The sequence below is a fragment of the Altererythrobacter sp. GH1-8 genome (assembly GCF_043702085.1).
Classification (GTDB): Bacteria; Pseudomonadota; Alphaproteobacteria; order Sphingomonadales; family Sphingomonadaceae; genus Erythrobacter.
On the sequence record NZ_CP171690.1, the window covers coordinates 2,785,333 to 2,799,026 of the forward strand.

Annotated in this window: 9 protein-coding genes; 2 read left to right on the top strand and 7 right to left on the bottom strand. The window is 59.0% G+C overall.

What is annotated here, in order from left to right; all coding sequences use genetic code 11:
- Window positions 1-117: 117 nt before the first annotated feature.
- A complete protein-coding gene (gene putA / locus ACG9DO_RS13480; RefSeq protein WP_394728770.1) occupies window positions 118-3,669 on the top strand; it encodes a bifunctional proline dehydrogenase/L-glutamate gamma-semialdehyde dehydrogenase PutA in 3,552 nt (1,183 codons plus the stop codon).
- Window positions 3,670-3,706: 37 nt separating this feature from the next.
- Here putA and mmsB read toward each other — a convergent pair whose 3' ends face one another.
- Window positions 3,707-4,582 carry a 3-hydroxyisobutyrate dehydrogenase gene (gene mmsB, locus ACG9DO_RS13485; RefSeq protein WP_394728772.1) on the bottom strand — a complete coding sequence of 292 codons (876 nt, stop codon included), beginning with the start codon at window positions 4,580-4,582 and terminating at the stop codon, window positions 3,707-3,709.
- A gap of 10 nt (window positions 4,583-4,592) precedes the next feature.
- Window positions 4,593-6,089, bottom strand: coding sequence for a CoA-acylating methylmalonate-semialdehyde dehydrogenase (locus ACG9DO_RS13490; protein WP_394728774.1), 1,497 nt, complete (start codon window positions 6,087-6,089; stop codon window positions 4,593-4,595).
- 87 nt (window positions 6,090-6,176) lie between these two features.
- Here ACG9DO_RS13490 and ACG9DO_RS13495 point away from each other — a divergent pair, with 87 nt between their 5' ends.
- On the top strand, window positions 6,177-7,073 hold the full coding sequence (locus ACG9DO_RS13495; RefSeq protein ID WP_394728776.1) for a LysR family transcriptional regulator: 897 nt from the start codon (window positions 6,177-6,179) through the stop codon (window positions 7,071-7,073).
- 11 nt (window positions 7,074-7,084) lie between these two features.
- On the opposite strand, the gene ACG9DO_RS13500 is transcribed toward ACG9DO_RS13495, so the two are convergent.
- The 5 genes from ACG9DO_RS13500 to ACG9DO_RS13520 all read right to left on the bottom strand — a co-directional run bounded on the left by ACG9DO_RS13500 (window position 7,085) and on the right by ACG9DO_RS13520 (window position 13,665).
- Window positions 7,085-7,645, bottom strand: coding sequence for an NTP transferase domain-containing protein (locus ACG9DO_RS13500; protein WP_394728778.1), 561 nt, complete (start codon window positions 7,643-7,645; stop codon window positions 7,085-7,087).
- A gap of 19 nt (window positions 7,646-7,664) precedes the next feature.
- The gene (locus tag ACG9DO_RS13505) at window positions 7,665-8,537 is read right to left on the bottom strand and encodes an XdhC family protein (protein ID WP_394728780.1); all 873 of its coding nucleotides are present in this window, start codon (window positions 8,535-8,537) and stop codon (window positions 7,665-7,667) included.
- 90 nt (window positions 8,538-8,627) lie between these two features.
- The gene (locus ACG9DO_RS13510) at window positions 8,628-11,024 is read right to left on the bottom strand and encodes a TonB-dependent receptor (RefSeq protein WP_394728782.1); all 2,397 of its coding nucleotides are present in this window, start codon (window positions 11,022-11,024) and stop codon (window positions 8,628-8,630) included.
- 188 nt (window positions 11,025-11,212) lie between these two features.
- Complete coding sequence (locus ACG9DO_RS13515) at window positions 11,213-12,250, bottom strand: alpha/beta fold hydrolase (protein WP_394728784.1); 1,038 nt, start codon at window positions 12,248-12,250, stop codon at window positions 11,213-11,215.
- On the bottom strand, window positions 12,247-13,665 hold the full coding sequence (locus ACG9DO_RS13520) for a flavin monoamine oxidase family protein (protein ID WP_394728786.1): 1,419 nt from the start codon (window positions 13,663-13,665) through the stop codon (window positions 12,247-12,249). The genes ACG9DO_RS13515 and ACG9DO_RS13520 overlap by 4 nt, the downstream gene beginning before the upstream one ends.
- Between the last annotated feature and the right edge of the window lie 29 nt (window positions 13,666-13,694).

Consider the following 13,694-nt stretch of genomic DNA (forward strand, 5'->3'; position numbering starts at 1 on the left):
CACCCAAGCGCTTGAATGATCAATCCGGCTTGAAATGATGCCAAATTGGTAACAGGTGAAATTAGAATGCCGCGGGACGGTAAATGCAACCGTGCTGGCAAGAGAGCGAACTAGATCATGTCAGAAATTCCTGCGCAACAGGCACAGCCGCAGCCATTCCGAGACTTTGCACCGTCACCGGGTGAACCCACGCCGCTGCGGCGCGCGATAACAGCGGCCTATCGCCTGCCTGAACCACAAGCAGTGCTGCCGCTCGTCGAAGCCGCGCGCGTGTCAGCAGGCAAGAGCGCAGCGATTGCCAAGACTGCGCAGCATCTCGTCCGCCGCCTCCGCGAAAAGGGGCAGCGCGGCGGGGTTGAAGGGTTGGTCAAGGAATACTCTTTGTCGAGCCAGGAAGGCGTGGCGCTGATGTGCCTCGCAGAGGCCCTGCTTCGCGTACCGGACAATGCAACGCGCGACGCGCTGATCCGCGACAAGATCGCGTCTGGCGATTGGGATTCCCACCTTGGCGGCGACCGTTCAATCTTCGTCAATGCAGCGACGTGGGGATTGGTGGTCTCGGGAAAGCTCGTCTCGCCGGTGAAAGAGGACAATCTCGGCTCCTCGCTCGCTGGCCTGATCAAGCGCGCCGGCGAACCCGTCATCCGCAGCGGGGTCAACCTCGCAATGGAGATGATGGGCGAGCAATTCGTCACCGGAGAAACGATCAAGGATGCCTTGAAGCGCGCGCGCGAACAGGAAGCCAAGGGCTTTTCATACAGCTATGACATGCTCGGCGAAGCGGCGATGACCATGCGCGATGCGAAGCGATATTACGCGGATTACGAGCGCGCGATCCATGCAATCGGCAAGGCAGCCTCAGGCCGCGGCGTCTATGCAGGGCCGGGGATTTCGATCAAGCTCTCGGCGCTCCATCCGCGTTACCAGCGCTCGCAAGTCGATCGCGTAATGGGCGAGCTTTTGCCAAGGGTGCGCAAACTCGCCCTGCTCGCCATGAATTACGACATCGGGCTCAATATCGATGCAGAAGAAGCTGACCGACTGGAGCTCTCGCTCGATATTCTTGAGGCGCTTGCGCTCGATCCTGACCTTGCAGGATGGGATGGGCTTGGTTTCGTGGTTCAGGCCTATGGCAAGCGCTGTCCCTTCGTCATCGACTGGATCGTCGATCTTGCCAGGCGCAGCGGCCACAGGATTATGGTGCGGCTGGTCAAGGGCGCCTATTGGGACAGCGAAATCAAGCGCACCCATGTTGAGGGACAAGCTGACTTTCCGGTATTCACGCGCAAAGTCCACACCGACATCAGCTACATTGCCTGTGCGAAGAAGTTGCTCGCCGCCCGAGAACATGTCTTCCCGCAGTTCGCAACACACAACGCCCAGACGCTAGCGACGATCTACCACATGGCAGGGTCCGAATTCGCGCTGGGCGATTACGAGTTCCAGTGTCTCCACGGGATGGGCGAAGCGCTGTATGAAGAAGTCGTCGGACCGAGGAAGCTGAGCCGCCCCTGCCGCATATACGCGCCGGTCGGAACACATGAGACATTGCTCGCCTATCTGGTGCGGCGCTTGCTGGAGAACGGCGCGAACTCGTCTTTCGTCAACCGGATCTGGGACGAAGATGTCGCGGTCGAGGAACTTGCGGCTGATCCCGTTGCGGAGGCCGAAGCGATCCAACCGGTCGGTTCAACCCACCCGCTGATAAAGCTGCCGCGTGATCTCTATCCCGAACGATCCAACTCGCGCGGACTCGATTTGAGCGATGAGAGTGTACTTGCTCGCTTGTCAGAGACCTTGCAGGCCAGCGCTGCCAAGAGCTGGTCTGCAACGCCGCTCATCCCCGCTCTGCAAGCGACCCGCAAAGCGGTTCAGGTAACTAATCCCGCTGACAAGCGCGACATTGTTGGCCATGCTGAGAACGCTTTGCCACGCGACGCGGCGTTCGCCGCGAAGATCGCCATTTCAGCATTCGCCAACTGGTCAACCACTCCTGTGAGCGAGCGCGCCGCGTGCCTTGAGCGGGCCGCCGATTTGCTCGAGAGCCGGATGGAAGAGCTACTTGGTCTCATTATGCGCGAGGCGGGCAAGTCCGCAGCCAACGCCATCGCCGAAGTGCGCGAAGCGGTCGATTTTCTGCGATATTACGCCAGTCAGGCACGCGAGACGTTGAGCCAGACGCCCGCTATCGGCCCGATCGTCTGCATCAGTCCGTGGAATTTCCCGCTGGCGATCTTTACCGGTCAAGTTGCCGCAGCACTTGTCGCAGGCAACCCCGTACTCGCCAAGCCAGCCGAAGAGACCCCGCTGATCGCAGCACAGGCGGTCGCAATCCTGCACGAAGCAGGTGTGCCGCCAGACGCACTACAATTCGTGCCAGGAGCGGGAGACATTGGCGCCGCATTGGTGGCAGCACCTGAAATTTGCGGAGTGATCTTTACTGGCTCCACTGAAGTGGCCAAGCTGATTCAACGCCAGTTGGCAGAGCGCACGCTTGCCGACGGCTCTCCGATCCCGCTCATCGCAGAAACGGGCGGGCAGAACGCGATGATTGTCGACAGCTCTGCCCTGCCAGAGCAAGTCGTGCGCGATGTTATCGCCAGCGCCTTCGACAGTGCAGGTCAGCGCTGTTCAGCTCTCCGTATCCTGTGCGTGCAAGAGGATATAGCCGACGAACTACTCGCAATGCTGCGGGGCGCTCTCGCCGAACTACGGGTCGGTTCGACCGACGAACTGCGTACCGATATCGGCCCTGTGATCAGCGAGGATGCGCAGCGCTCGATCAATGCGCATATCGAATCCATGCGCGCGAAAGGTCACGCAGTCGAGCAGCTGGAGCTAGGCGAGAACACTCAGCGCGGGACTTTTGTTGCGCCGACGTTGATCGAGATCGATGCTATTGGTCAACTGGGCCGCGAAGTCTTCGGACCGGTACTGCATGTGCTGCGCTACGAGCGGCGCGATTTGCCCTTGGTGCTGAAGCAGATAAACGCGACCGGCTACGGACTGACCTTCGGTGTGCACAGCCGAATTGACGAAACCATTGCCCAGATCACCGCTCAGGCTCAAGCAGGCAATATTTACGTCAATCGCAACATTATCGGCGCGATTGTGGGCGTTCAGCCCTTTGGCGGTCGCGGGCTTTCCGGAACAGGTCCCAAGGCAGGCGGACCGCTCTATCTTGGGCGTCTGGTCAATGGCCTTGCGAATCAGGCACCGGCGATTGGCGAGGCGGTGGAACTTCCCGGGCCTGTGGGAGAGCGCAATCTCTATTCAGTCCATCCACGCGGGCGGGTCCTGCTGCTCCCAGCAAGCGAGCAAGGCCTGCGTGACCAACTGGATGCGGTGACGCAGACCGGCAATGTCGCGGTTCTGCCCGAGAAGGCGCGGACGATAGCTGAAGCGCTCTCGCCGTATGAGCTAAGCCGCGTCGAGTGGGTTGAGGACTGGCAGGGTCAGCCGTCTTTCGCGCATGTTCTGATCGAGGAAAATGGTGATGGTATCACTGCAATCCTCGCGGCGATCGCCGCCAAGGACGGGCCAATCCCGACTGTCCAGCTTGGTTCTCCTGAACGGCCCTACCGCAGGGACTGGATGCTGGAGGAAGTCTCAACCTCGATCGACACGACCGCTGCCGGAGGCAACGCTACCCTGATGGCCGTCGCCTGAGCCAGCGTGTCATGCGGAGTTTTCCGCGTTCTGTTCGCTAGGCTTGGTAGGTGCGAATGATCGCAGAGAAATCGAGCGCGCCGTTTCCTGCGCCCGCAAAGTCCTCATACAAGGAAGCGGCCCGTGCGCTCAGGGGAACAGCGCTACCTGATCCTTCAGCCGCTGCCATCGCAAGCCGCAAGTCCTTGAGCATCAGCGCTGTCGCAAACCCGCCCTGATAATCCTTGTCGGCTGGGCTCGCGACACCAACTCCCGGCAAAGGGGTGTAGGCATTGAGGGACCAGTTATAGCCAGAGGACTGGCTGGAGATTTCATAGAATTTCTGCGGATCGAGGCCGAGCTTCTCGGCCATGATCATCGCTTCGCACGTGCCGATCATATGGACTGCGAGCAGCATGTTGTTGCAGATCTTGGCAGTCTGCCCCGCGCCTGCTTCGCCTGCGTGGATCACTGCCTTGCCCATCGCCTTCAGCACCCCTTCAGCGCGATTGAAGGCACTTTCCGTGCCGCCCACCATGAACGTGAGCGTTCCGCCATTGGCCGCCGCAATTCCTCCGGAAACCGGAGCATCGACCATGTCATAGCCCGCCGCCTCGGCATGTTCGACAACTTCGCGCGCGGTCGCCACATCGATGGTCGAGCAATCAAGCAGGATAGCGCCTTCAGGCGCCTGACCAATGATATCCGTGGTATAGACGTCCCGCACGATTTCACCGTTAGGAAGCATCGTGACCACCGCCTCGGCCTCTTCCGCCGCATCGCGGGCTGAGCCGAATGTCTTACAGCCATTGGCTTCCGCTGCTTCGAGCGCGTCTTGCGACAGGTCAAATGCGCGCACCTCATGGCCTGCCTTGACCAGGTTTGCGGCCATCCCGCCACCCATGTTGCCGAGCCCGATGAATGCAATCTTCATGGCCATTCTCCTATCCCATCGTTGGAATGACGAAGGCGTTGCTCCCGTCACCACCGCCGTCCGGCCAGCGCTGCGTCACCTTCTTGAGCTTGGTCCAGAACTTCAGGCCTTCGGTGCCGTACTGGTCGATGTCGCCAAATCCAGAGCGTTTCCATCCGCCGAAGCTGTGGTAACTCACCGGCACCGGGATCGGCACATTGACTCCGACCATTCCGACATTGACGCGCGCGGTGAACTCGCGTGCAGCATGGCCGTTGCGAGTGAAGATCGCGACACCATTGCCATACTGGTGCTCGCTCGGCAGGCGAACTGCGTCTTCAAAGTCCTTCGCGCGCACGATCTGCAGCACCGGACCGAAGATCTCTTCCTGATAGCTCTTCATCTGCGGTGTAACATGGTCGATCAGCGTCGGCCCGATAAAGAAGCCTTTCTCATGGCCTTGCAGGGTAAAGCCGCGCCCGTCGATCACGATCTCGCCGCCTTCCTTCTCGGCCGTGGTGATCCACTGCTCCACCCTTGCCTTGTGTTCAGGCGTGACGACCGGACCGTAATGCGCCTCGGGATCGTTGGAGACGCCGACGCGCAAGGCGTTAATCGCCGGGATCAGCTTTTCCTTCAAGCGTTCGGCGGTGTCCTCGCCCACCGGCACCACTACCGGCAGAGCCATACAGCGCTCGCCCGCAGAACCGAAGGCCGCGCCAGCGAGGTCGTTCACCACCTGGTCGAGATCTGCGTCCGGCATCACGATGCCATGGTTCTTCGCCCCGCCCATCGCCTGGATGCGTTTGCCATTCTCGACCCCGCGCTTGTAGACGTAGTGTGCGATGTCCGAGCTTCCCACAAAGCTTACCGCGGCGATGTCGCGGTGATCCAAGATGGCATCGACCATTTCCTTGTCGCCATGGACGACCTGCAGCAGTCCCTCAGGTGCGCCCGCTTCAAGGAACAACTCCGCCAGGCGAACCGGCACCGAAGGATCGCGCTCGGAAGGCTTCAAGATAAAGGCGTTGCCCGCCGCGCAAGCCATGCCGAACATCCACATCGGGATCATCGCCGGGAAGTTGAACGGGGTAATGCCAGCACCAATACCGAGTGGTTGGCGGACAGAATAGACGTCGATGCCCGGTCCAGCGCCATGTGTATATTCGCCCTTAAGGACTTGCGGGATACCGCAGGCGTATTCGATAACTTCGAGCCCGCGCTGCACATCGCCCTTGGCATCGTCGATGACCTTGCCGTGCTCGGAGCTGAGCAATTCGGCAAGTTCCTGCATGTTTGCCTCGATCAGTTCCTTGAACTTGAACATCACCCGCGCGCGCTTTTGCGGATTGGTCGCAGCCCATGCTGGCTGGACCTTCTTGGCTGCCGCAACCGCCTGATCGAGCAAGGCGGCATCGCCTAAGCCGACTTCCGCCTGAACTTCACCGGTCGAGGGGTTCCAAACCTGGTGTGAGCGCTTTCCATAGGCAGTTGAGCCCCCAGCGAGGAAATGTTCGATCTGACGCATCGCAATGACTCCCAATTTTTCAAATACGATGATGCCTATGAGCTCTTTTGCAGACAAGGCGAAACTTTGCAGATATGACCTGCAATTATGCAGCCAATAAATTGGGATGACCTGCGCATATTCTACGCCGTTGCGCGAAGCGGACAGATTGCGCGCGCGGCCAAGGCTCTGAGGGTCGACGAAACAACTGTCAGCCGAAGGCTGCGCAGGCTCGAGCGCTCGCTTGGCCAGCGCGTCGTCGAGCAAACCCGCGAAGGGCAGACATTGACGGAACATGGCGTGAGCATGCTCGTCGAAGTTGAGCGCATGGCCGACGCCGCCTCAAAGCTGACCGGGTCTGCTCCGGACAGTCGCGGGCTGGCTGGTCAAATCAGGCTTAGCGTATCGGAAGGGTTTGGCAGTTGGTTCCTGGCATCGCGGCTGCCGATCCTCGCCAGCACTCAACCAGAGCTAAACGTAGAACTCGTGGCGAGCAGTGGGTTCCTCAGTCCGTCCAAGCGCGAAGCGGACATAGCTGTTATGCTGTCGCGGCCGAAATCCGGTCCGCTGATTGCGCGAAAGCTCGCAGATTACACCCTGATGCTTTACGCATCGCCGGCCTATCTTGAGCAGAACGGAATTCCGCAAGCAGCATGCGATCTGGCTGGAAACCATCGCCTGGTTGGCTACATCTCTGACCTTATCTACGCCCCTGAACTCGATTATCTCAGCGAAGTTCACGTCGGTTTGAAGCCTTCGGTGCAATCTTCCAGCATCAACGCGCAGCTCCATTTGATCGCAGGCGGCGGCGGAATTGGCGTGCTGCCATGCTTCATGGGGGATCGCAGCCCGGACGTCGTGAAAGTGCTACCTGATTTGCGCATCACGAGAAGCTTCTGGGTCGTGACCCACCAGGACACGCACAGGCTCGCCAAAGTTCGCTTTCTCAGCACCTGGTTAAGCGAGCAAATCGAGTTTAACCGGGACCTGTTGCAACCCTCTTAACCCATCGGTCCTCAGGCCCCCTCAAGCAACCGTTCTGCCTCGGCCAGCGCCTCAGGCGTGTCGACATCAAGGAGCGAATCAGCTGGTGCCTCCATGCGGGTCAAATGGGATAGATGGTTCAACCAACTTGCAGCTCCGCGGTCACCATGGAGAGACAACAGCTGCGAATAGTGCTGTTCCGGAATTTTCGCAGGCACACCGGTTCTTCCGTCCGGGTAGAGGGTCGCTGCCACCCCCTCTTGCTTCGCCAGAATTTTCAGATGCTGCGGATCGATCAGCGGCATATCGGCAAGAAGGATCAAGATCGCTTCCGCGCGAACTTCGCTGGCATATCGCACCGCACAATGGAGACTATCCGACATCTGGGCACTCGGATTAACGATCTGGCGAATTGTCCAGCTTGGAAAACCGGTCAGAAATTCCGTCTGAGTTTCGCTGTATACCACGAGGCCCGTACCGAAGCCCGCCTCGCTTGCCCTCTGCAACGCCCAGTGGCCGAGTGGTTTCCCAGCGCAGAGCGAATTGAGCTTATCGCCGCCAAACCGCTCCCCCCGACCGGCGGCAAGGATCACTGGCAGTAGTTTGCCATGGTCAGCCCGCTGCGCCGGCATCGTATTTCGCAATCACTTCCGCAAGAAGGGACAAGGCAAGAGTCTGCGGATCGCGAGCGTGAGGAATCAATCCGACCGGGCTGCTGACCCGCGCGATTGCGATTTCATCCAGTCCGGCTGCCAGCAAATCTTCGCGCCTGCGGCTTCGGATCTGTGCACCTCCCTGCGCTCCGACAAAGAACGCATCGGTAGTGAGCGCCCATGCGAGCAGCGCTCGCTCCCACTCGTGATCATGGAAGAGCAGGGCAATGGCAGTCCAGCGATCTGCCCACAGGCCAGACGGTATCTTGCCAAGGAACAGCCCTTGCGTGCTGCCACCCTCGCCCGCCGGGCGCTGAACATCCACTGTAATCGCGAGGTTCGCAGCCAGATCCAGGGCCGCATCGACCTCCGGGCCTGTCCCAAGCAAGAGCAGCCGAGGCGCAGGGCGATAGTGCCGTTTTGGAAACTCGGCTTCGCCTACTATCGGCAGCGTAATCGACGCTAGATCGCGCCGAGAAAGGGACGCCAATGCCTCACGCAGCTCAACACGATTCGGCTCAGGATCAACCAGCACATCGATCGAGCTGCCGCATGGCAGCTGGAAATCGATTGACTGCGAGCCTTTGCCAAACCGCACAAGCCTTGGACTTTGATCTTGCCGAGCCAAATCAGCTTCAGTCACCAATTGCCGCTCAAGGCAGCCGTCAGCAAGAGACCCGACCACCTCGCCTTGGTCAGAAACGGCCAGTTGCGCCCCCAAACGACGCGAAAACGACCCTTCTATGGCCACGATAGTGCACAGAGCCCACCCTTGGCTGGCGGCCATGGCAAGCGCGATGTGATCATTCCAGACGACGTGCGATCGGGTCACGCCTTACCTTGACTTGGATTTGCATGATGGTCCGGGCGGCACGGTCTTGAGCTGGCCTTACGGCTCAGCCTGACGTGCCGCCCAGAACAATCAATAGTCGAACGACGCGGTAATGCCGACCGTTCGACGTTCACCGTAATAGGCGCCAAACAGGTTACCACCGCCGCTCTGGATGATCGAGGTCGAGGTCGAAACATACTTCTTGTCGAACATATTACGAGCCCAGATCGCGATGTCGAAATTGCCGAACTCGATCCCTGCGCGCGCATTGGCGAGGAAACGGGAAGGCGATTTCGCAGCATTGATCGTGTCGGCAAAGAAACCGTCCTGATAGGAACCGTCTACCCGAATGAAGTATTCATCTCCGTTGCCATTATATGGCGCACGATATTCAGCACCCGCAGATGCCTGGAAGCGCGGTGTGCGCGGAAGGTCGTTACCGCTAATGTCGCCTGTGGCAGGATCACACACGATGCCGTCGCAGCTTGGCGGATAGCCAAAGCGGAACGCACGATAGGCAACGTCCACCGTTCCATCATCGAACGTGGAAGAAATGTAGGACAAGGTACCGTCAAAGGAGAGGTTATCGCTTGCCCACACGGCTGCTTCAAGCTCGGCACCATAGATTGTGGCATCGCCAATGTTGCGGATCAGCACACGCGAAAAATCGCCTGGGTCGTCGGGATCAGCTGCGGTGACCTGCTGGTTGCTCCATTTGGTCATGAACGCAGCAACATTCACGGTTGCATTGGACCACGAACCCTTCGCGCCAACTTCATACGTCCAGTTGAATTCTGGATCAAACGTCAGATTGTCAGGGTTGAAGGCACCGGCGTTGAAGCCACCAGCTTTCGCGCCCCGAGCAACTGTCGCGTAGAGCAAAGTGTCTTCACCAATGTCATGTTCAAGCGTAAAGCGCGGGGTCCAAAACTTGAAAGTTTCGTTCAAGGGATTGTTGGGCCCAAGCGCCGCGCGCAGGTTGGTGGTCGTTAGTTCCTCGTCGGTATAACGAACTTCAGCCGAAACGCGGGTCGCACCTTCATTGAACGCATAACCGATCTCACCGAACAGTGCTTTCACCTTGGTGACAGTGATTTCGCGACCGAAGATGAAATTGGAGAAATCCGGGAATGCAGTCGTGTTGACAGGATCAACCCTCTGGTTGGTCAAACCACCCGCCGGAATGTTGACACTGATGGCAACCGGACGGTCTTCACCGTCCACATATATGCCGCCAACCTCGATATCGAGATTGCCAGAACTGAAACGCGCACGGGCTTCATGCGAATCGTATTCGACTTCGCCGGTCAAACCACCCTGGAAGTTACAGGTAAGAGCGAACAGACCGCCCAGACCGCCACAAGCGACCTGGTCCGGCTCTGTGCTGTACTGGCCATCCGACCGGGCTTCGACCCTGCCGAACAGGTAACTGAGTGTAACCGCTTCGCTGATTTCCCAGTTCACGTCCAGTGCATAGATATCGGCATCGACCCGCCGGCCATAAGCTCGCGGTTCGATTTCAACAGTGTCGTCCAAAACTCCGAAATTGCCGCAAAAAAGGCGCGGCCCAACCGCGGGCAATGGATCGGATTCAGGAATGACGGTGCCACATGTACCCTGGTTGAGGTTCGTATTCAGCCAGTAACCTGCAGTTGCTTCGTCTGCTATTTCGAAACGATTATAGCGTCCTGAAATACGCAGCCCATCAACCGGCTCGGCCAAGATATTCAACGAATAGGCCTCACGATTGATGCCTCCAACATTGCCTTCTGTGGCTGGCCCATCAATCAAACCATTATTGGGGTGAGTGTTTTTCCACGTCCCGTCATTCTGGGTGTGGTCCATCGAAGCGCGGATCGCCAGCCTGTCCGAGATAATCGGGATGTTCACCGCCCCGCCGATATCAAACCGCTCGCGGTTGCCATACGTGGCCGAACCATTGACGCCCGTCTTTTCGAGATCGGCGGAATTCGACACGTAGTTGATCGCACCGGAGAAGGCATTTCGGCCATAGCGAGAACTCTGCGGGCCCTTGACGATTTCGATCCGCTGCAAGTCCTTGACGCCGAGGTCGACGAGCCATGAGCGAGGCAGGTAAACGCCATTGAGGAATACAGCGGTGGGCTGCTCGCGAGCGGTCGTGAACAACTGCGACTGGCCGCGGATGGTCGGGAAGGCGAAACCGCCCTGCCCGTCTTCAAACGCAAAACCGGCGGTGAAGCGCGCCACGTCATCGAGGTTCTCGATATTCTTGTCCTTGATCGCTTCCGCATCAAAGGCGGTAATGGCCAGTGGCACACTCTGGATGTTCTCAGCCCGCTGACGCGCGGTAACGATGATGACGCGATCATCGTCAATATCCTCTTCTGCAGAGGCTTCGTCCTGAGCGGCAGCGATGCCTGGCAAGAAGGCTGCTGTTGCAAGAGCTGAGGTTAGCAGCAGCCCTGCACGTTTGGTCTTGTGACCGAAATTAAAGGTGTTTCGCATGATGTATCTCCCCGTTCGAGATGCAAGGACCGTGGCGGCTGGATCTCTTGAAGGATCAGTCCCGACTGCAGTCCTCGTGGTTCCTCTCAATATGGAATCTACGACAAGGGAGCGTGGTGGAGCCTTGAAAGCTCCATTTTCTCCGCAAGGCGGTCATAATTGCGCGAAACAGCGCGGTTTTAGCACAATTATTGCTCGCATACACACTCAGCTGAAACGCGGGCGGTTCGGCGCAGCTCCTCGTCCATCTCCCCTGAGAGAAACGCGGCGAGATCGGGCAGGAATCGCTCCGGTGCCTCGATATAGGGATAATGGCCAAGACCCTCGTACTTGCGGATCGTCGTGGGCGCGCCGGTCATCCAGTGTTCAATGACGTCCGCCTCGAGATGCATGACCGTGGGGTTGGACATACCCCACATGATCAGGGTCGGCGCGCGAATACCACCCAGCAGCGCTCTGGGATCGCCAGTCGCAAAGCCGTATGACCGCTCCACTTCATCCGCTAGTCCTGCCCGGCGGCGGAAATCATACGCCTGCTCGACTTGCCATTCTGGCGCACCGTCGATCTGGAAGTAGTTGCGCGACAGGCTTTCCTGCCAGAACTCCAGCGGGCGCACTTTCATGTTCTCCCATTGCGCGAATTGCGGCAGCTCGCGCAGCGGATTGGTTTGCGCGGTGCGCGGCAGCCCGGCTGAATTGATCAGGACAAGACGGCTCAGGCGATCCGGGTGGCGTGATGCATAGCGAAACGCGACGCTCCCTCCGCTGGAGGTTCCAATGAGCGCGAACTGCTCAAGCTCAAGCTTGTCGACGAGCCCTGCAAGGATTTCATGATAGCGCTCGATCATGTTGTACTTGCCTTCGGGCACTGGCTTCGTTTCCGTTCCGGAAAGGCCCGCACCCGGAAAATCGAAGCGGATCACGCGGTGATTGGCTTTCAGCGCTTCGGCGGTGCCATTCCAAGTCAGCAGACTGTTGTACGAAGCGTGGAGCAGCACCACAGCAGGGCCTTCGCCTTCGTCGACATAGTGCACATTGACCCCGTCAATCTCGACAAATTTCGAGTTCGGTAGCGCATATTTCGCCTTCAATTCTTCCCAACTTATCTCAGGCGGCTCTTGTGGGTGCGCTCCAGCTTGCGCGGGGCTGAGTAGCAGCACGCTGAGCGCAGCTAACGCTGCGATGATCCTGGCTGCTTTCTTTCCTATGGTAATGCGCAAACTCATGCTTCAATTCCCTGATTGGTTTTTTGGGAGATGCCAGTAGGCCGTTCACGGCGCGCAAGAACCTCCGCCGCGGCTCGCTCGCCCGATTGGAGCGCAGCTTCGAGCCCCTGATCGCGGCCCTTGTGATGTTCACCCGCCCAGAACAGCGGCCCGACCGGTTCTGACAAGACCTTGCCGAAGCGCGTTACGTCGCCTGGCCCCATCACGTATTTCTCGCCGCCGATCAGCGGGTCCGAACCCCAGCTGTAGGATCCCACAACTTCGATCGCGCCTTCGGTCGCTGGCCTGATTTTCGCAAAGGTCTTGAGCAGGACGTCCCCGGCTTGATCGCCCAGCTTGTCGACCCGACGCGCATTGTCGCCATTGATCCAGGCGCGCACGCGGTAATCGCCATTGGCAAGCTTGCCGACAAAGATGCGCTCGAAGATCGTGTCGCTCCAGGTCGACATGGGAAGGCCGTCATCCTCCCAGAAGTGCCGCTTCGCCACCATGTAGAATGTGGTGTTGCCCGAAGCCTTCGCCGTCTGCACTGCCCGGCGCAGCGGCGCGGGCAAAGGCGGGTCGAATTCGATCTGCCCCAGCTTCATGACCGGGATGGAGATGATCGCCTGCGCAGCGCGATAGGATGTGCCGTCCAGGCATTCGACCGTTACGCCACTGTCGTCGTAGCGGACCGCGGCAACGTTCTTGCCCAGCTGCGGAGCGCGCTCGAAATGCGCTGCCATGGCGTTCGGCAGTGAGATTGCACCGTTCTTGGCGAACACGGGGCGGTATTGCGCATCGCCATACTGGTTGAAGTTCTTCGGATCGTCATAGCCCACTTCGCGCCACTTGATTGCATCGCGAAAAATCGACAGCGCAGAGACAGTCTCGATATCGTCGGTGTTGATGCACATGTTTACGAGCCGCTGCGCCTCGTCCGACACTCCCTGCGAGCGCAGAAAATCGCCAAACGGAATGTCGTATTTCGCAAATTCAGGTTTCAGCCAGTCGTCCAGACCGTGAAAAGGCAGGAACGCCTGCATGAAGTAATTGTCGATCCGAGACGGCAATATCTCGCGTTCTTCGCCGACCAGCAGATTACCGGGCGAAGTGGGCCATTCTTCCGCGGTGCAGATATGACCATTGACCGAGTAGGCGTAGCTGACATCGTCGGTGAACTGCACGGTTTCAATCCCGAACCGCTCAAGCAGGGCGAGCCCACGCTTGTGCGTCGGGCCATAGGTTGTGCCGCCTGCTTCCTCCGGACCGGCCCCAAGGTCAATCGTATGGACGCGCCCGCCTATCCGATCGGCTGCTTCCAGCACGAGTACATCGACCCCGGCATCAGTGAGCTGCACCGCTGCGTTGAGGCCAGACAGCCCCGCTCCGATAATGATAACTTCAGCCGAATAGGGCTGGCTGTGCTGCGTCACGTCGCAACTCCCGATTACATCCCCGCTTC